General features: G+C 61.2%; 24 protein-coding genes. 6 read left to right on the plus strand and 18 right to left on the minus strand.

Features of this window, described 5'->3' with window-relative positions:
* Positions 1–61 precede the first annotated feature (61 nt).
* Positions 62–1,285: an aminotransferase family protein gene (locus RG2_RS11535; RefSeq protein ID WP_033234813.1), complete on the plus strand. Its 1,224-nt coding sequence runs from the start codon at positions 62–64 to the stop codon at positions 1,283–1,285.
* A 9-nt stretch (positions 1,286–1,294) separates the two neighbouring features.
* Here the strand turns inward: RG2_RS11535 and RG2_RS11540 are convergent, their stop codons facing one another.
* Entirely contained in the window at positions 1,295–1,549 is a 255-nt protein-coding gene (locus RG2_RS11540; protein WP_033234812.1) for a hypothetical protein, read from the minus strand.
* Positions 1,550–1,567: 18 nt separating this feature from the next.
* Here RG2_RS11540 and RG2_RS11545 point away from each other — a divergent pair, with 18 nt between their 5' ends.
* On the plus strand, positions 1,568–2,266 hold the full coding sequence (locus RG2_RS11545) for a hypothetical protein (protein ID WP_033234811.1): 699 nt from the start codon (positions 1,568–1,570) through the stop codon (positions 2,264–2,266).
* Here the strand turns inward: RG2_RS11545 and RG2_RS11550 are convergent.
* From RG2_RS11550 to RG2_RS11560, 3 genes are all read right to left on the minus strand, one after another.
* The gene (locus tag RG2_RS11550; protein ID WP_033234810.1) at positions 2,252–2,932 is read right to left on the minus strand and encodes a PhzF family phenazine biosynthesis protein; all 681 of its coding nucleotides are present in this window, start codon (positions 2,930–2,932) and stop codon (positions 2,252–2,254) included. The genes RG2_RS11545 and RG2_RS11550 overlap by 15 nt on opposite strands.
* 89 nt (positions 2,933–3,021) lie before the next feature.
* Positions 3,022–3,561: an alkylhydroperoxidase, AhpD family gene (gene ahpD, locus RG2_RS11555; protein ID WP_033234809.1), complete on the minus strand. Its 540-nt coding sequence runs from the start codon at positions 3,559–3,561 to the stop codon at positions 3,022–3,024.
* Between the two features lie 2 nt (positions 3,562–3,563).
* Positions 3,564–4,151, minus strand: coding sequence for a peroxiredoxin (locus RG2_RS11560; protein ID WP_033234808.1), 588 nt, complete (start codon positions 4,149–4,151; stop codon positions 3,564–3,566).
* A gap of 197 nt (positions 4,152–4,348) precedes the next feature.
* Between RG2_RS11560 and RG2_RS11565 the strand changes: the two genes are divergently transcribed.
* The gene (locus tag RG2_RS11565) at positions 4,349–5,275 is read left to right on the plus strand and encodes a LysR substrate-binding domain-containing protein (protein ID WP_033234807.1); all 927 of its coding nucleotides are present in this window, start codon (positions 4,349–4,351) and stop codon (positions 5,273–5,275) included.
* A 249-nt stretch (positions 5,276–5,524) separates the two neighbouring features.
* On the opposite strand, the gene RG2_RS32815 is transcribed toward RG2_RS11565, so the two are convergent.
* From RG2_RS32815 to RG2_RS11600, 9 genes are all read right to left on the minus strand, one after another.
* Complete coding sequence (locus RG2_RS32815) at positions 5,525–5,704, minus strand: DUF7683 domain-containing protein (protein ID WP_116103997.1); 180 nt, start codon at positions 5,702–5,704, stop codon at positions 5,525–5,527.
* A gap of 98 nt (positions 5,705–5,802) precedes the next feature.
* A complete protein-coding gene (locus RG2_RS11570; protein WP_033234806.1) occupies positions 5,803–6,048 on the minus strand; it encodes a DUF7683 domain-containing protein in 246 nt (81 codons plus the stop codon).
* 200 nt (positions 6,049–6,248) lie between these two features.
* Positions 6,249–6,392, minus strand: coding sequence for a hypothetical protein (locus RG2_RS31775; RefSeq protein ID WP_155276686.1), 144 nt, complete (start codon positions 6,390–6,392; stop codon positions 6,249–6,251).
* A gap of 101 nt (positions 6,393–6,493) precedes the next feature.
* A complete protein-coding gene (locus RG2_RS32820; protein ID WP_033234805.1) occupies positions 6,494–6,739 on the minus strand; it encodes a DUF7683 domain-containing protein in 246 nt (81 codons plus the stop codon).
* A gap of 63 nt (positions 6,740–6,802) precedes the next feature.
* Positions 6,803–7,948: a colicin E3/pyocin S6 family cytotoxin gene (locus tag RG2_RS32070; protein ID WP_207787501.1), complete on the minus strand. Its 1,146-nt coding sequence runs from the start codon at positions 7,946–7,948 to the stop codon at positions 6,803–6,805.
* A complete protein-coding gene (locus tag RG2_RS11585; RefSeq protein WP_033234803.1) occupies positions 7,948–8,235 on the minus strand; it encodes a WXG100 family type VII secretion target in 288 nt (95 codons plus the stop codon). The genes RG2_RS32070 and RG2_RS11585 overlap by 1 nt, the downstream gene beginning before the upstream one ends.
* Positions 8,235–8,609 (minus strand): WXG100 family type VII secretion target, encoded by a 375-nt coding sequence (locus RG2_RS11590; protein WP_307718109.1) that lies wholly within the window; start codon positions 8,607–8,609, stop codon positions 8,235–8,237. Before RG2_RS11590 ends, RG2_RS11585 begins: the two co-directional genes overlap by 1 nt.
* A 166-nt stretch (positions 8,610–8,775) precedes the next feature.
* Complete coding sequence (locus RG2_RS11595) at positions 8,776–10,161, minus strand: FAD-binding oxidoreductase (RefSeq protein WP_033234801.1); 1,386 nt, start codon at positions 10,159–10,161, stop codon at positions 8,776–8,778.
* Between the two features lie 56 nt (positions 10,162–10,217).
* A complete protein-coding gene (locus RG2_RS11600) occupies positions 10,218–11,066 on the minus strand; it encodes a LysR substrate-binding domain-containing protein (RefSeq protein WP_033234800.1) in 849 nt (282 codons plus the stop codon).
* A 56-nt stretch (positions 11,067–11,122) separates the two neighbouring features.
* Between RG2_RS11600 and RG2_RS11605 the strand changes: the two genes are divergently transcribed.
* The gene (locus RG2_RS11605) at positions 11,123–11,530 is read left to right on the plus strand and encodes a DUF5997 family protein (RefSeq protein ID WP_033234799.1); all 408 of its coding nucleotides are present in this window, start codon (positions 11,123–11,125) and stop codon (positions 11,528–11,530) included.
* Between the two features lie 53 nt (positions 11,531–11,583).
* Here the strand turns inward: RG2_RS11605 and RG2_RS11610 are convergent, their stop codons facing one another.
* The 3 genes from RG2_RS11610 to RG2_RS11620 all read right to left on the minus strand — a co-directional run bounded on the left by RG2_RS11610 (position 11,584) and on the right by RG2_RS11620 (position 16,287).
* Positions 11,584–14,088: a DEAD/DEAH box helicase gene (locus RG2_RS11610; protein WP_033234798.1), complete on the minus strand. Its 2,505-nt coding sequence runs from the start codon at positions 14,086–14,088 to the stop codon at positions 11,584–11,586.
* Positions 14,089–14,114: 26 nt separating this feature from the next.
* Positions 14,115–15,152, minus strand: coding sequence for an alpha/beta fold hydrolase (locus RG2_RS11615; RefSeq protein ID WP_033234797.1), 1,038 nt, complete (start codon positions 15,150–15,152; stop codon positions 14,115–14,117).
* Between the two features lie 175 nt (positions 15,153–15,327).
* Positions 15,328–16,287, minus strand: a complete 960-nt coding sequence (locus tag RG2_RS11620) for a proteasome assembly chaperone family protein (protein WP_033234796.1) — start codon at positions 16,285–16,287, stop codon at positions 15,328–15,330.
* Between the two features lie 366 nt (positions 16,288–16,653).
* Here RG2_RS11620 and RG2_RS11625 point away from each other — a divergent pair, with 366 nt between their 5' ends.
* The gene (locus tag RG2_RS11625; RefSeq protein ID WP_051730545.1) at positions 16,654–17,421 is read left to right on the plus strand and encodes a DUF5642 family protein; all 768 of its coding nucleotides are present in this window, start codon (positions 16,654–16,656) and stop codon (positions 17,419–17,421) included.
* A gap of 156 nt (positions 17,422–17,577) precedes the next feature.
* Positions 17,578–18,699, plus strand: coding sequence for a DUF4192 domain-containing protein (locus tag RG2_RS11630; RefSeq protein WP_033234795.1), 1,122 nt, complete (start codon positions 17,578–17,580; stop codon positions 18,697–18,699).
* Positions 18,700–18,730: 31 nt separating this feature from the next.
* Here the strand turns inward: RG2_RS11630 and galE are convergent, their stop codons facing one another.
* Both galE and RG2_RS11640 read right to left on the minus strand, forming a co-directional pair.
* Positions 18,731–19,714, minus strand: a complete 984-nt coding sequence (gene galE / locus RG2_RS11635; protein WP_033234794.1) for a UDP-glucose 4-epimerase GalE — start codon at positions 19,712–19,714, stop codon at positions 18,731–18,733.
* A gap of 8 nt (positions 19,715–19,722) precedes the next feature.
* A complete protein-coding gene (locus RG2_RS11640) occupies positions 19,723–20,409 on the minus strand; it encodes an iron-dependent transcriptional repressor DtxR (protein WP_033234793.1) in 687 nt (228 codons plus the stop codon).
* Positions 20,410–20,504: the final 95 nt, after the last annotated feature.

Here is a 20,504-nt window from a genome sequence, read left to right on the forward strand (position 1 = left end):
TGCTGCACATCGTGTGCACACCAGCATCGTTGGTATTCGTTTGGACTCGAAGGGGAAAAAGATGGCTTCGGCACTGTGGCACGGGTTCGCGGATATGGGCGCGGTCGAGAAGAACGGCGCATTTGTCGTCTCTCGCGGTGAAGGCGCGTACATCTGGGACTCGCAGGACAATCGGTACCTCGACGCAACTGCCGGGCTCTGGTTCACGAACGTGGGCCACGGCCGCACCGAGATCGCCGACGCCGTTGCCGCTCAGCTGTCGAAGATCGCTCACTTCTCCAACTTCGGCGATTTTGTCCCCGAAACCACGCAGGCACTGGCTGAGCGGCTCGCGAAGATCGCGCCGGTTGCAGGCAGCAAGATCTTCTTCACCTCCGGTGGTTCCGATTCCGTCGACACCGCAGCGAAGTTGGCGCGTCGGTACTGGCATGAGGTCGGCCAGCCCGACAAGAACATCATCGTCGGACGCCAGAAGGCCTACCACGGAATGCATGTTGCGGGAACAGCTCTCGCCGGTATCCCCGTCAATCGCGAGGGGTACGGCGAGCTGATGGCCGATGCTGCCACCGTCGGCTGGGACGACGCCAAGAGCCTCCTCGAACTGATCGAGAAGGTCGGCGCGAACAAGATCGCCGCATTCTTCGCCGAGCCCATCATCGGCGCCGGCGGGGTGTACCTTCCGCCCGAGGGATACCTGGCCGAGGTCCGAGACATCTGCCGTGAACACGACATACTGTTTGTCGTCGACGAGGTTGTCACCGGTTTCGGTCGTATCGGTGGCGAGTGGTTTGCATCCACTCGCTTCGATCTGCAGCCCGACATGATGACCACAGCAAAGGGTTTGACCTCCGGATACGTTCCGATGGGTGCCGTGTTCATCGCACCTCGCGTCGCCGAGCCGTTCTACAACGGTGCTTGGTGGCGTCACGGCTACACCTACGGCGGGCACGCCGGAGCGGCAGCTGCAGCCATGGCAAACCTCGACATTCTCGAGCGTGAGAACCTCCTCGCCGAGTCCAAGCGGCTCGAAGCGTCGTTGCACACGCACTTGCAGCCGCTGGCCGAGCATCCGCGGGTTTCCGAGGTCCGCAGTGGACTCGGGGCCGTCGCCGCCGTTCAGCTGGCAGACCCGGCCGAGGCACTGCCGTTCGTGAAGACGCTGCGCGAGCACGGAATTTCAGGTCGCGCGGCAGGTCAGGGAGCGATGCAGATTTCCCCGACCTTCGTGATGACGGACGATCAGGTGGCCGAGATGGCTGCGGGAATCCTCGCCGCTCTCGGATAAATTTGCGAACTAGCTGCGGCGTCGGAAGAGTTTCTTCATCCGGCGCCGCAGTGTGCTCGGTACCGGCTCCAGCTCGATAGTGTCCTGCTCTGACGCCCTGGCGTACGCCTGCGTGTATCGCTCGTGGAGGACGGAGCGAATCTCGTCGGGGGAGTACGCCCGACGCGCACGCTCGTTCCGCACAGCGAGGACCCCGGTGGCCGCGACCCCCATAGCGCCGGCGAGGCCCACGAGCTTCCATATGTGCGAGGCACGAAGTGTCATGCCTCTAGGCTAAAGGTTATGGACCGACGATCACGCTCTCAGGTGACCCTCGACGAGGCAGCCAGTGTCACCCGCACTGGCGATATCTGGATCTTCCGCGGAGATTCCACGGCCGACAAGGCAATTCAGACGCTCACTAACAGTCCGGTCAACCACGTCGGCATGTCGGTGGTGATCGACGATCTGCCACCGCTCATGTGGCATGCAGAGCTCGGTCATTCGTTGCAAGACATGTGGACCGGTCGTTTCCAGCGTGGCGTTCAGCTCCATGATCTGAAGGCCGCCGTGCAGGTGTGGGGAGCCAAGTACGGGCAGCAGGGTTGGCTTCGGCAGCTCGACACCCCGGTGACCCGTGAACAAGAGGATGCGCTGCTGCGCACCATAGCCCGCCTGGACGGCACGCCGTTTCCCTCCACCGCCAAGCTCGCGTCACGATGGTTCGGCGGGCGCGTCCCGAAGTTCCGGAAGAAGCCCGAATCGCCTGCGTCGGGCATCGAAAGTGCCTACTGCGCCGAGGTTGTCGCGCAGACGTACGAGGCAATGGGCCTGATGGTGGGAAACCGTCGCATCAACTGGTTCGATCCCGGCAAGTTCTGGAGCGGCGATCAACTGCCGCTTGCACCCGGCGTGGCACTCGGCGACGAAATTGCCGTGACGCTCAGCGCCGCAGACCTCGAGGCAGGACGGAATCCGGCAGGCCAGTCACAAAGTTCGTGACTGCTCGGCAACCACGCGTCCGCCCACTTCGAGCCATCCTTCGGGCGAGTAGGTGGTGTGCAGGATCGATCCCCGTCCCTGGGTGATTCGAAGCGATTTTCGTAGGTGATCAGTGATGCGTAGGGCCGCCGATCCGGTAGCTTCGTCCTCGGCGATTCCCATTTCCGGAGCGAACATCCTTGAGCGGATGGACGATTCGAGTTTGTCCTGCCACGCCCACAGGTAGGAGTGATCGGTTTCGTAGTCCGACGGAACCGCGTCGATTACGTCATCCACCGTTTCCAGGGGGTAGAGAGCAAACTCCGGTGCCCATTCGGCGCGGGCGCGAACCCACGTGAGGTTACTGCTGCGGCGTACGTCGAGTTCGCCGGCGGGGACACCGAGTGTGGTCACCGGCCGTGCCTGATCGTGCAGCCACCAGGTGAGACCGACCGTGGGATGACCGGCAAAGGGGAGTTCTGCTGCCGGAGTGAAGATCTGGGCACTCGCCCGAGCGGCGCCCACTTCGGGGAGATCGACAAAAATCGTTTCGCTGTACCCGAGCGTCGCGGCGACTTCTTGCCGTTCGGATAGTTCGACCAGTGATGCGTCGACAATCCCGAGTGGGTTGCCGTGCTTTCCGTTCTCGTCCGTGAAGACCCGGACCACACTCACTTCGATGCCCATCGGTCCACAGTAGCGCGCCGGAAAAACGAATAAACCCTCCCCACCGTGGAAGGCGGGGAGGGTCTTTCGTCTACTGCGTCGGTCTGGGATCAGACCTGTGCGGCAGCGAGGATTTCATTGGCCTCGACAGCCTGCGCGACACCCATGACGATGGAACCGGCACGGATCGCTTCGAAGATGACCTCGCGGGAAACGCCTTCCTGACGGAGGGTGTTCTCGTGAGCTTCGAGGCAATGGTTGCAGCCGTTGATCGCGGAAACCGCGAGCGACCACAATTCGAAGTCGGCCTTGTCGACGCCCGGGTTGCCGATGATGTTCATCCGCAGGCCCGCACGAAGGTCGTCGTACTTACCGTCAAGGTAGCCCTTGGTGCGGTAGAAGACGTTGTTCATGCCCATGATCGCCGCTGCGCCGAGCGCTGCGTTGTACGCCTCAGCGGACAGGTTGTCTGCCGCCTCGGCTGCGATTTCCTTGAGCGTGGTCGCCGACTTGGTTGCAGCGGCCGTTGCGAGGAGGGTGCCCCACAGCTGCTGCTCGTTCAGAACCGTGGTGCGCGCAATGGAACTCAGGTTGAGCTTGAGATCCTTGGCGTACTCGGGAAGCGAATCTTTCAGGTTGTCGACGCTCATGATCAGACGCTCGCGTTCAGCAGCTCGCCGGCGTTGATCGTCGGGTCGCCCTTCTTCCAGTTGCAGGCGCACAGCTCGTCGCTCTGCAGAGCGTCGAGAACGCGGAGAACCTCGTCGACGTTACGGCCGACGGAACCGGCTGTGACGGAGACGAACTGGATCTCGTTGTTGGGGTCGACGATGAACGTCGCGCGGTCTGCAACGCCGTCAGCGTTGAGGACGCCGGTGGCCTCGGCAAGCTCGCGCTTGAGGTCCGAGAGCATCGGGAAGGGGAGGGTCTTGAGCTCGTCGTGCTGTGCACGCCACTGGAAGTGAACGAACTCGTTGTCGACGGAAGCGCCGAGAACCTGTGCGTCGCGGTCTGCGAACTCGTCGTTCAGCTTGCCGAATGCTGCGATCTCCGTGGGGCACACGAACGTGAAGTCCTTGGGCCAGAAGAAGACGATGCGCCACTTGCCTGCGTAGTCGTCGCTCGTGATCTGAGTGAAGTAGTCGTCGGGCTGCTGAGCGTCGACCTTGGAGAGGTCGCCGCCGATAACGGCCTTCAGGTTGTATGCCGGGAACTGGTCGCCGATTGTCAGCAGAGCCATATGTCTCGTCCTCCTACTTGTCTTGTGAACAGGTTTTTCTCACACGCACGATCACGAATGTTTGTGATCGAAAGTTCTCGATACCGTCGAAGCGGGTCTCACCGTCATGGTGCGCGACCGGCGCTTTTTGGTATGAGTCCATTCTGCATCAAAGTGGTCAAAAGGTAAAGGTGATAGGTGGCACTACACTGATAGCCATGGCTGATCAGACTTATCAACCTTCCTTGTCACAGCTGCGTGCCTTCGTATCGGTGGCCGAACATCGGCACTTCGGCACCGCCGCAGCACGTTTGAGTGTGAGCCAACCCACACTCTCGCAGGCGTTGGCCGCACTCGAATCGGGCCTCGGCGTGCAATTGATCGAACGCAGCACCCGGCGTGTCCTCGTCACAGGCGACGGTCAGCGGCTTCTCAGCCAAGCGAAACTGATTCTCGAGGCTGCCGACGGATTTGTCGCGAGCGCCGCCGGAATGGGGGATCGATTGGCCGGCCCACTTCGGATCGGGCTGATTCCCACTGTCGCGCCGTACATCCTGCCGTCACTGCTGCCGGCATTGCGGACGTCCATGCCAACGGTTGCACCTCACGTCATCGAGGACCAAACCGCACGACTGCTCGACTCGCTCCGCTCCGGTGCCCTCGATCTGGCCTTGCTCGCCCTGCCGGCTGGTGCGCCTGGGTTGATCGAGATACCGCTCTACGACGAGGATTTTGTTCTGGTCGTCCCAGCAGACCACGCGCTGGCAGGACGCAGCGATCTCACCGCTGACGTCCTCGACGAACTGCCCTTGCTGCTTCTCGATGACGGGCATTGCCTGCGGGACCAGACACTGGATCTGTGCCGTTCCGTCGACGCCCACCCGCTCTCCGGGGATACGCGGGCAACATCCTTGGCGACGATCGTGCAGTGTGTCGCCGGCGGGCTCGGTGTGACCTTGGTCCCCGAATCGGCTGTGCCGGTGGAGAGTCGGCGGGGTGAACTCGCCACGGCGACATTCACGGCACCTGCCCCTGGCCGGACAATCGGACTGGTATTCCGCTCGTCCAGCGGCCGCGCCGAAGGGTTCAGGCAGTTGGCGGAGCTGGTGAAATCCGTTGCGCCGGGGCGGACGATCCCTCAATGACCCCTGTCGTTGTGACCGGAACCAGTACTGCTCGATTCCTTCAGATCGATATTTGACGGGTTTGGCATCCGGAAACCCCGGAAGAAACTCCGGAGCCTTGTGGAAATTCCACATCTCTCCGGGTTCAATGGTCTTGGCGTCGAATGTAGCCGGATTGGCCTCGAGGATTGGCCGACGAGGTGCAGTGTTGCTGTTCAGTCGGCGAATAGGCCTATTTCGTATTCGCGGTTCTCTGTTATCTCGATGGGTTTACAAGTGTATTTCGCGAACTCGAGTACTTTGTCGAGGGGAACGCCACTCTGACGGGAAATTTGGAGTCGTGTCGTCGATCCCGAGGATTTCCTTCACGATCTCAACAGCCATATCATGCAGAGCGTAATCTTTGACTAATCGATTATTTCCATTGTCGAAAGCTTCGAGATGCCACATGTTTCACTTTCCATGTCTGCGGCTGGCGTCGGCGGGTTTAGTCGGGCGATCCGGCATTGGAGTCGAAATCGCCTAGATGCGTGCCGTTCTTACAGTACTCAGTCAGCGAATAGTCCAACGAAATATTCGCAGTTTTCGATTACGTCGATAGGTTCGTGGGTGTACTTCGCGAACTTGAGAACTTTGTCGAGTTGAACGCAACTGAAACGTGCGACGACGGGTAGATCGAAGTTGTTGTCGTCGATGCCGAGGATTTCCTTCACGATCTCGGCAGTCATGTCGTGCAAGAGGTATTTTTCGGTGCGAAATTCGGTCTCGTTGTCGAAAGCTTCGAGGTACCACATGTTTCACTTTCCTGCTCGACGACTTGGTGCGGCGCGGATGGTCTGGCCGCATCAATTGAACTTGTCGGGTTCGAGCTGACAATCGAGGCCCAGGCTCGGTTCAATCCGTTAGATCTGAGACTTCAAACTCACTATTTCGGTCTATCTTGAAGGGTTCGTTACTGTATTTAGTGAACTCGGGCACTTTGTCGAGGGGTACGTCATTCTAGGATCCAGACGGGTAAGTCGAAGCCGCTGTCGTCAACGCCGAGAATATCTTTCACGATTTCGGCAATCATATCGTGCAAAAGGTAGATCTCGGTTTGTAATTCGGCGTCGTTGTCGTAGGCCTGGAGATGCCACATAAACTTCTCTCCTGGTTTGCGGGTGGAGTGGCGGGTCCGGAGTCGTGAAGTCGATCTGATGAACCGTCGGGCTCGACTGGTATTCGAACTCTCGATGGTTGTTACTCAGTTAAGAATGCTACTTCGTATTCACAATTTTGGTCTATCTTGAAGGGTTCGTTAATGTATTTAGCGAACTCGGGAACTTTCTCAAGAGGTACGTCATTTTGACGTATCCCAACGGGTAATTCGAAGTCGCTGTCGTCGATATCGAGAATTTCTTTCACGATCTCAACGGACATTTCGCGTAAGAGGTACTCCCCGGCTAATAATTCAGTATCGTTGTCGAAAGCTTCTAAATACCACATGTCTCACCTTTCTGTTCGGCGGCTTGGGTCGGCGGGTTTGGTCTGTGTGCCTGTATTCGCATCTTATTCTCCTAGATGCGTGCCGTTCTTGTTGTATTTCTCGACGGCACCGTGCTGATAGTCCCATTCGTAGATGTTGCCTTTGTCATCTTTCCAGCGCTTTCGCTCGTTCATTCTCTTGACTAGTTTGGCATTCGGGAATCCGGGGAGGTGCCGCGGTGCGGGATAGTAACCGAGCGTGTTTCCTCCGCCGCCGGTGTTGGCATTGAAGGTAGTCGGGTTGGCTTCGAGCAGTGGTTGCAGCTCGTTGACCGCACCCACAGCAGCAGCCCCCGCCGCGGCGACGCCACCGACCACCGTTACGGCGACCGCGTCCACGGCGCCGAGTACCCCAACGACGCTGGCAGCGATCACACTTCCCGTCGCTCCGGCCGCGGCGACGGTACCAGCACCGAGGGTAAAGAGTGCGGTGACTGCGCCGGCCAAAGCCCCGACGATGATGGCTTTGCCGACGATGTCGAAGATCTTGCGGTGAGCCTCCTCGATTGTCTGTGCCCACTCGTCGCAGGCGGCGGCCAGTGTGTCGTACTGATCGGCGACGGCGTTGGTAGTGACGAAGACATTGTCGAGTTGAGCCAGGACCTGCGGCATCTCGTCGGAGTCGAGTTCCTCGAGGGCGACCCACGCTGTACCCGTTGCATCGTTTGCATCGCGCAACCCCTCGGCGGCTGTGCGCCACGCTCGCCCGAGTGCTTTCAATTTGTCGGGGTTCCCGTTGGGCCACATGTGTCCCTGCAGCCACGTAGTAATCAACTCCCACCCGAGCGGCGGGTCGGTATCGCCGCCGAGCGCCCCGTAAAACGCCGGCGCCGACACGGTCGGAAGCTGCGACGCCGGCCCCTCCGGGGGCTCCGGCGGGTTGGTATTCGATCGCTCGGTGTTGGCGTGGTTGACACCGGTCGCCGCGAGTAGATCGTGCAGTTTGCTGAACGCGTTGACAATGTTTGTTCCGGCGGCGACGGCATCAAATGCGGCGGGGTCATAGCTCGCGGCCCACCCGGCTCCCGCGTTGTCGGTTCCGGCGCACCCCCAGTTGGTTTGGAGCGTTTCACCGAGCAGACGGATCACACTGTCAGTGCTGTTGCTGACCGTTTTGTACTGTGTGGCAGCGTCGATGAGGACTGCGGGGTCCATTGTGATCGGCGCCATCAGGGCCACATCCCACTGTTGTGTCGCGCGTTGGCGAGATAGCGATCGTGCGCGCCCTGGGCCATCGATTCGAGTTCGGACAGTGCAGTGCGCATGTCTTTCAGTTCGCGGTGCAAGGTTTCGTGTTTGGTGCGGTGGGCATCGGCGGCATCGCCGTCCCAGTCGACGTTGAGGGCCACGACTTCCCGTTCGACGTCGGTGATGCGGGCTTCGACGCGCATGCCGATCTGCTTCGCCCTGCCGACGAGACCGAGGATTTGCTCGGTGTCGGCAGAGTACCGGCCCATCAGAAGTCCATGTTCAGTCGAGTACCCGAAATGCTGCCGGCATTCTGGTCGTCGGTCCTTCTGTACTCGGTAGCTGCTTGATGCAGCAGTCCGGCGTCCTCGGTGAGTGCGCCCGCGACCTGGCGGGCGGAGTCGACCCACTCGGCCCACAGTGCGGCGTGGGTTCGGGACGCGTCCCCGGTCCATTCGGCTGTCATCAAGGATTCGGCATCGCGGCGCAACGTTTCCACGTCGTCCCAGAATTCGTCGGCGAGGTCTGAAATTCGAGTCGCTGTTGCGTGCATCTGTTCGGGATCGCAGCGCATCATTGCCCGCCAATTGATTTCTGGTACAGGTATTTTGCCTTTTTTGCGCTGGTAATGCCCACGATGGATCTACGCATTTACTGGTCCCCCCGGGCAGTGTAAATCTCGATGGAGTCTAGACCAATGTCGTCGCATGTCACTAACGCGAGGTGTTTGTCCGGAGTGTGCGGGCAGAGGTTTGGGCATGCACATTTTCGCCGACGGGTGTCAGCGAAAGTGGACTCGAGATGTGTGACTACTTCGCAGCGATGACCGCTCCGGGATTGAGAATTCCTAGGGGATCAAGCGCATCTTTGATTTTCCGGTTCAACGCCATGACGTCCTCGCCTAGCTGAGCTGGCAACCAGTCGCGCTTGATCCGGCCCACACCGTGTTCGCCGGTAATGGTGCCGCCCAGCGCAATTGCGAGATCCATGACCCGTCCGAATGCGATCTGGGCGCGCTCTGTCATATCGGGATCAGACGGATCGAACACGATCAGTGGATGAGTGTTTCCGTCGCCGGCGTGCGCCACGGTGCAGATAAGGACATCCAGGTCCGCGGCGATGGCTTCCACCCCCGTGATCAATCGTGGCAGCGCTCGCATCGGAACGCCGACATCTTCGAGGAGCAGATTCCCCAACGCCTGAACGGCTGGAAACACCGCCCGTCGGGCCGCAGTGAACGCATCACCCTCGGCCTGGTCGTCTGTCGCGAAAACTTCGGTGGCCCCGTTGTTTTCGCACGCTGCGACAATGCTCTCGATCTCGAGTACACCAGCGGCGCCGTGGGCATCGGATTGGGCCAGAATCAGTGCGCGAGCCTTCCGGTTGAGCCCCATCCGCACAGAATCCTCGACAGCGTTGATGCTGGCGTGATCCATGAACTCGAGCATCGCCGGACGCATTTTGCCGGTGATCGCCAAGACCGCGTCGGCAGCTTCCTCGACGGAATCGAACGACGCGACGACAGTTGAAGCGGGCGGCTGCGCCGGAATCAGACGCAAGGTGATCTCAGTGATGATGCCGAGAGTGCCTTCGCTGCCGACAAACAGTTTGGTAAGTGAGAGTCCTGCAACATCTTTCAGGAGCGGGCCGCCCAGTGACACTGCAGTGCCGTCGGCGAGCACTACCTTCAGGCCGAGCACATAGTCGGTGGTGACGCCGTATTTCACACAACAGAGTCCACCGGCGTTGGTAGCGGCATTGCCACCGATGGAACAGATCTCGAACGACGACGGGTCAGGCGGGTACCAGAGCCCATGCTCTGCGGCAGCTTTCTTGACCTCGGCGTTCATCAAGCCGGGCTGAGTTACGGCCACCCGAGCTACCGGGTCGATGGTGATCTCGCGCATTCGCTCGGTGCTGACCATGATGCAACCGTCGACGGCGCTGGATCCACCGGAGAGTCCCGATCCGGCACCGCGCGGAACCACGGGAATGCGATGTTCGGTGGCCCAGCGCATCACGGCCTGGATATCTTCGGTGCAGGTGGCCCGGACAACGGCCAGCGGGTTGCCTGCATTCGGATCGGCTGCCCAGTCTTGGCGGTAACCGGCCGTAAGGTCCGGATCGCGCAGGAGCGCACCATCCGGCAGCGCAGCGATCAGTTCTGCCAGGACCGTCGAATCAACCGAAGTCATAACTCCATCATGCGCGCAGAACTTGGGGATGCGAGGTGAGTTGGCGGAACTCCCCGCTAGCGGCCCTTCGGTTTGCCCGTGAACCGGCCACCCGAACTCTTGGTGCCGCCCGACTTGCCGCTACCCGCTTTGCCGCCGGCCTTGGCTTTGCCGCCGCTGGTATTGCGGCCCGAGACGCTCTTTGCCGTTCCGGCACTCTTGGCTTTGTGATCGGCTTTCGCGGCCTCGGCACGACGTTCCTTCGCTGCCTGCTTGGCCTTGACCGAACCCTTGATCTTCTCGGCCGGCTGACCATTGCGTCCGCGTGAACTCTGAGCGGTACGTCCTCGCACGATGCCGATGAGTTCTTCGACCAATTCTGTGGTCTTGGACTCCAGCCAAGCCAAAGCAATAGGGGACTCGGGAGCACCGGCAACAGGACGGAAAGTCAGATCCTTGCGGTGGTGCAACCGCGCCACCGAATGCGGAACAACAACAACGCCGATGCCGGCCGCAACCAACTCGATGGCGTCGGCGATCGTTTCCGGCCGCTCGGCTGCTGCCTTACCTGGACGCGTCGGCCACTCGAGGGTGTCTTCGAGAGGGTTGAGCACAATCTCGTCGCTCAGATCGGCGACGGAAATCTGGTCTACAGCGGTGAACACGTGATCTTTGGGGATCACCACCACCGGCGTCTCCGCATATAAGGAGATCGCGCTGAGCTCAGTGCGATCGATCGGTAACCGAACCAGGCCGGCGTCGGCCTCGCCCGCCCGTAGCGCTGCCACAACCTCGAGAACCGGAAACTGGACCAACTCGAGACGGACGTCGGGAAGCCGCTCGTGCCACACTCGAATCCACTTGGTCGGCGTTACCCCGGGGGCATACGCGAGTCGAAAAATTGCCGGACTATCCGCGTTGCTCACCCGGCAAGGTTACCGCCTTGGTAAAACGCGACGCGATGGCTGGCTACTCTTGTTGCATGACGTCGAACAAAACGCCCCAGACGATGAAGCCGACGACGGCTGCCAAGAAGCTGGGTGTGTACCTGGAAGCAACACCGAAAGAGTTCCAGGAAGGCGACGTGACCCGTGAAGAACTGACCGCGCTTCAGACCGAAGCTCCGGAGTGGCTGCTGGAACTGCGCCGCACCGGCCCGCACCCGAAGCAGGTCATCGCCGCAAAGCTGGGCATCTCCATCGCCGGGCTTGCTCGCGGCGGCGTCGAAGAGGCGCTCACCACGGATCAAGTTGCTGCCCTGCTGGAAGAAAAGCCCGAATGGCTGGAGAAAGAACGCGCACTGCAAGCGGAGGTGCGCGCCGAGAACCTCCGTATCAAGGAGAAGCGCGCTTCGCGCCGCAATCAGCCGCGCAAGGCTCGTAGGGGCTAAAGCCGCCGTGCGCCTTTCTGGTAGTGCCCACTACCAGAAAGGCGCACAGGGCGTCAGCCCTCGACGATGCTGAGCTCGTCGAACACGATTTCACCCAACGCGTCGGACTCCGGGATATCGACGACACCGAGCAGTGCCCAGCCGTGATCACCTTCCGGGTCCTCGAGCACCTGACGCACTCGCCAGAACTCGCCTTCCTCGACTACCTGGAACAACGCCGGCCCACGCGCCGACGGTCCCGTTCCGATCGAGCTGTACTCCTCGAAGTAGGGGAGCAGTTGCTCTTCCCACTCGGCGGCGTCGATACCGTCGTCGAGGTTTTCCAGTTCGTTCCACTGTCGCCGCGACGCGAGGTCGATCCGACGGAACATCGCGTTGCGCACCATGACGCGGAACGCGCGCGGGTTGGCCGAGATCGGGCGCGGAATGTCGGCGCCGAATGCAACCTCTTCGGTGTCGGCTTCGGCTCCGGGGTCGGTGAGCGACTCCCACTCGTCGAGCAGGCTCGAGTCGACCTGTCGGATCAACTCACCCAGCCACTCGATGATGTCTTCGAGTTCTTCGGTACGCGCTTCGGTGGGAACGGTCTGGCGCAGCGCGCGGTAGGCGTCCGCGAGGTAACGCAGAACCAGCCCTTCGGAGCGGGTGAGCCCGTAGTGACTGATCAATTCGGCAAACGTCATGGCACGTTCGATCATGTCGCGCACGACGGACTTGGGGGAGAGCGCAAATTCGGTGATCCACGGATGGCCGCCGCGGTACATCTCGAAGGCGGGGAACAGTAACTCCGCCAACGGTTTCGGCCAGGTGACCTCTTCGAGGAGTTCCATACGCTCCTCGTACTCGATGCCGTCCGCTTTCATCTGGGCAACAGCCTCACCGCGGGCGAAGTGCTGCTGACCCATCAACACCTGACGGGGGTCGTCGAGCGTCGATTCGATGATGGACACGACATCGAGTGCGTACGTATCGGATTCGACGTCGAGGAGTTCGAACGCAGCGAGAGCAAACGGCGAGAGTGGCTGATTCAAGGCGAAGTCGCGCTGCAAGTCCATCGTCAACCGCGCCATCCGGCCGTGCTCGTCCGGTTCGTCGAGGCGTTCCACGATGCCGGCGCTGAGCAATCCGCGGTACAGCGAGATCGCCTTGAGGATGTGCTTGCGCTGCGCCGGACGTGATTCGTGGTTGTCCTCCAACAGATGTCGCATCGCGTCGAAGCAATTACCCGGTCGGGCAATGACATTGAGCAGCATGGAGTTGCTGACGGAGAACCGCGACACCAAGGGTTCCGGTGATGCCGCAACCAGGCGGTCGAATGTCGCTTCGCTCCACGAAACAAATCCTTCGGGAGCCTTCTTGCGTTGAATTTTCTTGATCTTCTTCGGATCGTCGCCCGCCTTGGCGACTGCTCGCAAATTGTCCACTTCGTGTTCCGGCGCCTGCACCACGACGGTACCCATCGTGTCGTAGCCGGCGCGGCCGGCGCGACCTGCGATCTGATGGAACTCACGAGCCTTGAGGTGGCGGGTGCGGACGCCGTCGTACTTGGCCAGACCCGTCAGCAACACAGTGCGGATGGGGACGTTGATGCCGACGCCGAGTGTGTCGGTACCGCAGATGACCTTGAGCAGACCGTCCTGGGCAAGGACTTCGATGAGCCGTCGGTACTTGGGCAACATGCCGGCATGGTGAACGCCGATGCCGTGGCGAACCAACCGGGAGAGTGTCTTGCCGAATCCCGTCGTGAAGCGAAATCCGCCGAGCGCCTCGGCAATTGCTTCCTTCTCCGTCTTGGAGCAGAAGTTGACGCTCGTCAGCGCTTGCGCTCGTTCGAGAGCTGCGGCCTGCGTGAAGTGCACGATGTACACGGGCGCCTGGTTGGTGGTGACCAACTCTTCGATGGTCTCACCGACCGGCGTGGTGGCGTACGAGAACATCAGGGGGACAGGGCGTTCGGTACCAGACACGACGGTGGTGGGCTTGCCGGTGCGACGAGTGAGGTCCTCGGAAAAGAAGTCCACCTCGCCCAGAGTTGCGGACATCAGCAAGAACTGGGCGTGCGGTAGTTCGATCAGCGGGACCTGCCACGCCCACCCGCGATCCGGTTCGGAGTAGAAATGGAACTCGTCCATCACTACCTGGCCGATATCGGAATCGGGGCCCTCTCGCAGCGCGAGATTTGCGACGATCTCCGCTGTGGCACAGATGATGGGAGCCGACGAGTTGACGGCAGCGTCGCCGGTCATCATGCCGACGTTCTCCGCGCCGAACACCTCGCAGAGCGCAAAGAACTTCTCGCTCACCAACGCCTTGATGGGCGCGGTGTAGTACGTGCGCTTGCCCTGGGACATCGCGTAGAAGTGCGCGCCGATCGCCACCATCGACTTTCCGGAACCGGTTGGGGTCGCCAAAATGACGTTTGCACCCGAGACCAGTTCCATCACAGCCTCTTCCTGGGCAGGATAGAGCGTCAAACCACGCTCGATCGTCCAGGATAAGAAGGCGTCGAAAACGGAATCGGGATCCGCGTTGTCGGGGAGCAGTTCCGTCAGCAGCACTTGTACAGGTTAGCCGCTGGCGGTGATCAGGTTGCGCTGCGCTCGTCCGAGCCCATCGCATCGAGTACCGCCATGCGTGTCGACGACGAACCGGTGATGGTGTTTTCACCAACCCCGGCAATCAGCATGTGCCGCCAGTGCGCCTCGTCGAATACCAGTGGCGCGGTGCTCGCGAGGAACTCCTCGATCACCTGAAGGAAATGCATGGGGTCGTCGCGGAAGGGGAAGTGTCCGGATCCACGGAAAACTTCGAGTCGGGAGTTGGGCATCGCCGCATGCGCGAGGTGCGCGTGCGAGACGGGAATCACGGAATCCTCGTCACCCCAGATCAACTGAACCGGCAGATTCTCGGTCAGGTAACACCGATCGAGCATCGTGACGACCTGACCTCGCCAGTCGACTACCGCGCGCAACGTCCGCAGGTATGCCTCGTAGGCAGTGGGGTCTGGTAGTTCGGCGAGAACACGAATCAGGTCGGGAGTGTCGTGCAGCATGGTTCCCGGGCGCAGGTTCGATCCGTGAACGGCGCCGGCGAGACTACCGGCGAAACGCACGATCGGCATCGCTCCGGGAATGCGCAGAAGTTTGAGGACCTCGTTGACCACCGGCACCGACATCAACCGAAGAATCGGATGGACGTCTTTGGTGATGCCGCCGGTCGAGACCAACACGAGTCGATCGACCATGTCGGGGAACTGGTATGCAAATTGCATCGCCACGCCGCCGCCGAGTGAATGCCCGATGACACTGACGTGTTCGATGCCCAGAGTGGACAACAAATCGCGCATGCCGTTGGCGTAGGCCGCTACCGAGTAATCGGCACGAGGCTTGTCGGAGCGACCGTGCCCGAGAAGATCGGGGGCGATGACGGTGTAGTTCTTGGCCAGATGGGGGATGATCTCCGTCCACGTGGACGAGTTGTCGCCAATGCCGTGCAGGAGCAGAACTGCAGGGCCGTCGCCGGCAATGCGAAAAGCTCGACGGTAACCGTGAATCGTCCGAAACATCATCCGCGGTTCCTCGTCGGGAACTGGCCGGAGCTGCCGCGTTCGGGGTCTGCTCATGTCGCCTCCAGTATCAGCGCGTGACCGCTGTTGACTGAATCGCTCCGATTTGTTGAGCCGTCAACAAAAGTCACGCAGAATTTGAGGCTATCCGACAGATGTATCGAGAACAACATCTCAGGTAACGACGAGGTTGCGGAATGCGCACGATGTGCGCAATTCCGCAGCTCATATGTCAGTTTCGGTCGGATTCGCCGTCATCCGGCGTGTCGAACTCTCCATTGCCTGCCTGTTCGGCCAGGAACCGCTCGAATTCGGCACCGATCTCGTCTCCACTGGGAAGGTCGGCCTCACCGGCGAGCAGTGACGCCTGCTGTTCCTGTGCTGTCACGAAGGTGTCGTACTGGCGCTCGAGAGCGTGGACCACGGTCTGAACTTCTTCGTTTCCGGCAATGTGCTCGTTAACCTGTTCGAGGACGCGCGCCGAAGCCTCACCCAGAGCGGCGAGTGGCAATTCGAGCCCGGACACCTCTGCGACATTCTCCAGCAAGGTCTCGGACGCAGCCGGGTAATCGGTCTGTGCCAGGTAATGGGGAACGTGAACGGAGAAACCGACGGCTTCGTGGCCGTGCTGGCTCATCCGGAATTCCAGCAGCGACGACGCACTGCCGGGAACCTGAAGTTCGCCGGACCAGCGCTGGTGGTCGCCGATCAGGTCCTTGTTCGTGGAATGAGCCGTCAAGCCCAACGGGCGGGTGTGCGGAATCGCCATCGGGATCGCATTGAGCCCGATGGTCTGGCGCACGCCCAGCTGTTCGGCGAGCAAGCGGACAGCGGTGGTGAATCGCTCCCACTTGAGATCGGGTTCCATACCGGCAAGCAGCAGGAAGGGCGTTCCCACCGTGTCACGAAGCGCGTAAAGGTTCAGAGAGGGGGCGTCGTAGTCCGAGAAGTGATCGGCCTTGAACGTCATCGTGGGGCGGCGTGATCGGTAGTCGATCAACTCGTCCACGGCAAACGACGCGACAAGTTCGGTTTCGAGGCTCTCGCGCAGATGCTTCGTCGCAAGTTTCACGGCGTGACCCGCGTCGGAGTAGCCCTCGAGTCCGTGGATGAGAACCGGGCCCTGGCCGTCGGCAGCCGACAACTGGGGCGCCGGGAATTCCAGCTCGTACATTTTCGACTGGTCGTCCATCGCAGTCCCCTTCTTTCACGGTGCTTGTTTCCAGTGTCCACTATCGGCGGTTGCCGATTCGCAGTGGAGTCGGCAGTGGAGTCGTCTTTCGCCGAGGTTCCTTTGGTGGAACGTGTCCGACGGGCTCGGGCATTCCCGAATTCCGACGCGGATGCGTTCGCCAGGAGCGAAGCGTGCGGGTCAGGGTTCGACTTTTGGGGTTCGACGTTTGGGGTTCGACGTTTGGGGTTCGACGTTTGGGGTTCGACACCGTCGCGCAGCGGGCGGAGATCCACGATCCGGGAGATAGGACATGGCAGAGTGACGAACAGGTACTGCCGTGGTGGATTTCTCCCATTCGGCTGCAGCCGAATGGAGGCACACGTGATGGTCGGTCGGGGATCGGGCAGGTCGAGGCTCGCAGGCGTCGTGGCTGTGGTTGCTGCGCTCGGATTGTTATCGGGGTGTTCCTCGTCGATTTCCGGGGAAGCTCAGCCGGATGCCGGCGGACAGACACCCGCCGTAGCGGGGTCGAGCGCTCCCAGTGCGGCAGGGTCGACGCCACCAAGCACAACGGCTTCATCCAAGGCTGCGCCGCTAGCGGACCTGTTGCTGACTCCTGCAGAGTTTCCGCCGCCATTCGACGCGGTAGTACTTCCCGCGCAAGCTGTTCCGATGGCCGCGCCGGATCTGGTGGGTGTTCCGCGCGGAGCAACCGTCGACCCCGCAGACTGCGCCCCACCCGAACAGGACTACGGGCCGACGGGCACCGTCATGGCTGTTGGCACCGACAATGCGAGTAGGTCGACAATCTCGGTGGAGCTCACTCGGAGTGACACCAGCCTGACCTCGTTGGAAGCGCAGACCGAAGACTGCACCTCGATGAAGGTGACCGCAAACGGAGTGACGTCGACGGTCACGACGGTCATTTTGCCGCCTTCGCCGATCAATGCCGATCAGACGTTGTCGTTGCGGCGGACGGTATCCACACCATCCTCGGCCACCGGGGACCAAACGATGTTGACGCTGATGGCCCAGGTCGGTGATGTGCGCATTGCTGCCACGCTGATGACATTCGGTGCAACCGAGCCGTCCACCGCGCCGCTGGACGAGGCTTTCACCGCCGCTGTTCAGAAGGTTCGCGCGGGCAGCTGAGAATCATGCACGAGGCACCGACACTCATCACGTAGTCGGTGCCTGTGTTCGTGATTCATCCACAACAAAATTGGTTCTGCACAGCTGAGCTTCATGAGCTTCGTTTTGCCAGGTCGAGCGCCGCGGGCTGGTGGTTGCTCTTGACATGGTCTACCCATGACAACATCACCGTTTTCCCGGGAATTCGAATCCTCCGACGACCAGGCGCAGAGTTGGGCGTCGCGTGAGTCCGAACACCTTTCGGAACCAGGCGAGCTGATCGCTGCGATCCCAGCGTTGATGGGGTTCAGCCCCGAAGATTCCGTCGTCGCGTTGTGCCTGATGGACACCACACCAAAAACACTCGGACCGATCATGAGGCACGACTACTTTCCGAACATCGGCTCCGAGCTCGCTCCGGCGATGCACTCGGCCCTCGAGCAATTTGTTCGAGTCTGTGCGACAGAAGGAACAGTCGCGGTGATCCTGGTAATGATCGGAGACCATCCGTTGGGGGAATTATTCGACATCGCAGCGGAATTCAACGACATGCTTACCGGCAACGGCGTCGAACTCGTCGATGTGTTCGCAGTACCGCTGATCGCGAGGGGTCGCGACTGGATGAGCATCCTCGCGCCGGATCGGCATGGGCGCCTGCCCGATCCCGGTTCGTCCTCTGTCGCGGCCGCCCAGGTCCTCGGCGGCCGTGTCATCCGAGCGTCGCGGAGCGAGTTGGTGCGCTCGGTTCGTGGGCAATCGAGTAACCACGCGACGATCGGGTCGTTGATCGACCGGGGGCGCGCGCAGATCGCGTCGGCGCGGTGCGAGGCGCACTGCTCGAACGATCCCTTCGCTCAGGTGCGCCGGGAGGTCGAGGAAGTTCTGGCGTTTGTCGAGCGGATGCGGCGCGGAGTATTTCCCGACGCCCGTGAATGTGCGCACCTGGCACTGGTGTTGTCGGACGTGCGCGTCCGGGACACTGTCATGGGTCTAGCGGCAACGGAGTACGCAGATTCCGCGGAAGCGTTGTGGATGATCTTGACGCACGAACTTCCGGTTCCCGAATGTTCTTATCCCGCTACACTTCTGGGATTCTTTGCCTATGCCCGCGGTGATGGCCCACTCGCCGGTATCGCGCTCGCATATGCACTGGAAGCGGACCCTGAATACAGTCTGGCCGGCTTGCTCGACAACTCGCTGCAGGCCGGCATGCGACCGGACGGAATTCGCAGGCTGGCGGGAGTCGGACTCGACCTCGCCCGGGACTTCGACGTGAGTGCGATGCCCGAGGCGAGGTGAGTTGGACCTGGAGGACTTAAGCGTCGCAGATCTACCGAGCGGAGTGCGATGCAGAACCGAGGTCTTGCAGGAACTGCCAAGCATCCGCGACGATCACGTCGAGATCGGTGCGCGTCGGGGTCCACCCGAGTTCGGCAATTGCCTTGTCGCTGGACGCGATCAAGACGGCCGGGTCGCCGAGACGGCGTGGAGCGTCCTCGACATTGATCGGATGTCCGGTCACCCGAGCACACGAAGCAATGACCTCGCGGACGCTGAATCCGGCACCGCTACCGAGGTTGTAGATGCGATGCTCGGACGGCGTGGACTTCTCCAAGGCGAGGAGATGAGCCTCGGCGAGATCGAGCACGTGGATGTAGTCCCGCACGGCAGTTCCGTCGGGCGTGGGCCAATCGGTGCCGAAGACCGAGATCTTGTCCCGCTGCCCGAGTGCAACCTGCAGCACCAACGGGATCAAATGTGTTTCGACAACCCGGTTTTCACCGGCAGACTTGTAGGCACCGGCGACATTGAAGTAGCGCAAGCTGGTGGCGGCAAGACCGTGCGCGACGGAGTACGACGTGATCGCGTGGTCGATGGCGAGCTTCGACGCTCCGTACGGATTGGTAGGCCGAGTCGGAGCAGTCTCCATGATCGGAGTCTGCTCCGGCTCGCCATACGTCGCCGCAGTCGACGAGAACACCAACCTCGGAGTCCGAGAGGCGCGGATGGCCTCGAGGAGCGCGAGGGTTGTTACTACATTGCCCTGCCAGTACTTTTCGGGATGCAACACCGATTCGCCGACGAGTGACTGCGCGGCAAAATGCAGAACACCGTCGAAAATCGGGGAGTTGCCGAGGACCTTCGCCGCCGTCTTGGCTACATCACCTTCGATGAAGTCGGCGCCGGCTGGGACGGCGTCGGCATTTCCGGTGGAGAGGTCGTCGATCACAACGACCTCGTGTCCGCGTTCGAGTAGTACTGTGCTGCAGACACTGCCGACGTAGCCGGCACCGCCGGTAACCAAAAGTTTCATGAAATTCCTCAGACCAGCTTTACCTGTACGGCGTGCGCCATTTCTTCTGCCAACTCCACACCGTCGTGGCCGGGCACGATGATCGTCACTGAACCCGGGCGGGTTTCGACGGTCACCCTGGCGTCCGGAACGACGCCGGCGTCTCGCAGTTGCGCGATCACATCGGGATCGGACTGCACGTGCTCGGCGAGCCTGCGCACAACCACAGCCGTCGGCTTGCCCGCCGGAACATCGGTGAGGCGCATCAAGGTTTCGGCGGGATTGCTCGGCCCGTCCAGGCCCAATTGATCCAGCCCGGGAATCGGATTACCGTACGGCGACGTGGTCGGGTTGTTCAGAACGACGACGAGTCGGCGCTCGACGTCCTCGCTCATCACATGCTCCCAGCGGCACGCCTCTGCATGCACGTCTTCCCACTTCAAGCCGATGATGTCCACCAACAGGCGTTCTGCCAAGCGGTGCTTGCGCATGACCGAAACGGCCAAGTCGCGGCCCTTGTCGGTGAGCTCCAGGTGTCGATCGCCGGCAACCATCAGCAATCCGTCGCGCTCCATGCGCGCAACGGTCTGGCTCACGGTGGGTCCGCTCTGCTCGAGCCGTTCGGCGATCCGCGCCCGGAGTGGGACAACGCCCTCTTCTTCCAAGTCGTAGATCGTCCGGAGATACATCTCCGTGGTGTCGACTAGATCCTTCACACTCAACCCCTTCGTCAACGGCCATTCTACCGTTCGGTTCCGGAAACTTGTGCCGCTCCATCAGCGGCGAGTCCGGCTGTTCGGCCGGTGGCGAC

Origin of the sequence: Rhodococcus globerulus NBRC 14531 (assembly GCF_001894805.1) — a bacterium.
Taxonomy (GTDB): Bacteria; Actinomycetota; Actinomycetes; order Mycobacteriales; family Mycobacteriaceae; genus Rhodococcus_F; species Rhodococcus_F globerula.

Coding starts and splice junctions, on each gene's coding strand:
- RG2_RS11535 (WP_033234813.1), top strand. CDS start 62: ATGGCTTCGGCACTGTGGCACGGGTTCGCGGATATGGGCGCGGTCGAG.
- RG2_RS11540 (WP_033234812.1), bottom strand. CDS start 1,549: ATGACACTTCGTGCCTCGCACATATGGAAGCTCGTGGGCCTCGCCGGC.
- RG2_RS11545 (WP_033234811.1), top strand. CDS start 1,568: ATGGACCGACGATCACGCTCTCAGGTGACCCTCGACGAGGCAGCCAGT.
- RG2_RS11550 (WP_033234810.1), bottom strand. CDS start 2,932: ATGGGCATCGAAGTGAGTGTGGTCCGGGTCTTCACGGACGAGAACGGA.
- ahpD (WP_033234809.1), bottom strand. CDS start 3,561: ATGAGCGTCGACAACCTGAAAGATTCGCTTCCCGAGTACGCCAAGGAT.
- RG2_RS11560 (WP_033234808.1), bottom strand. CDS start 4,151: ATGGCTCTGCTGACAATCGGCGACCAGTTCCCGGCATACAACCTGAAG.
- RG2_RS11565 (WP_033234807.1), top strand. CDS start 4,349: ATGGCTGATCAGACTTATCAACCTTCCTTGTCACAGCTGCGTGCCTTC.
- RG2_RS32815 (WP_116103997.1), bottom strand. CDS start 5,704: ATGTGGCATCTCGAAGCTTTCGACAATGGAAATAATCGATTAGTCAAA.
- RG2_RS11570 (WP_033234806.1), bottom strand. CDS start 6,048: ATGTGGTACCTCGAAGCTTTCGACAACGAGACCGAATTTCGCACCGAA.
- RG2_RS31775 (WP_155276686.1), bottom strand. CDS start 6,392: ATGTGGCATCTCCAGGCCTACGACAACGACGCCGAATTACAAACCGAG.
- RG2_RS32820 (WP_033234805.1), bottom strand. CDS start 6,739: ATGTGGTATTTAGAAGCTTTCGACAACGATACTGAATTATTAGCCGGG.
- RG2_RS32070 (WP_207787501.1), bottom strand. CDS start 7,948: ATGGCGCCGATCACAATGGACCCCGCAGTCCTCATCGACGCTGCCACA.
- RG2_RS11585 (WP_033234803.1), bottom strand. CDS start 8,235: ATGGGCCGGTACTCTGCCGACACCGAGCAAATCCTCGGTCTCGTCGGC.
- RG2_RS11595 (WP_033234801.1), bottom strand. CDS start 10,161: ATGACTTCGGTTGATTCGACGGTCCTGGCAGAACTGATCGCTGCGCTG.
- RG2_RS11605 (WP_033234799.1), top strand. CDS start 11,123: ATGACGTCGAACAAAACGCCCCAGACGATGAAGCCGACGACGGCTGCC.
- RG2_RS11615 (WP_033234797.1), bottom strand. CDS start 15,152: ATGAGCAGACCCCGAACGCGGCAGCTCCGGCCAGTTCCCGACGAGGAA.
- RG2_RS11620 (WP_033234796.1), bottom strand. CDS start 16,287: ATGGACGACCAGTCGAAAATGTACGAGCTGGAATTCCCGGCGCCCCAG.
- RG2_RS11625 (WP_051730545.1), top strand. CDS start 16,654: ATGGTCGGTCGGGGATCGGGCAGGTCGAGGCTCGCAGGCGTCGTGGCT.
- RG2_RS11630 (WP_033234795.1), top strand. CDS start 17,578: ATGACAACATCACCGTTTTCCCGGGAATTCGAATCCTCCGACGACCAG.
- galE (WP_033234794.1), bottom strand. CDS start 19,714: ATGAAACTTTTGGTTACCGGCGGTGCCGGCTACGTCGGCAGTGTCTGC.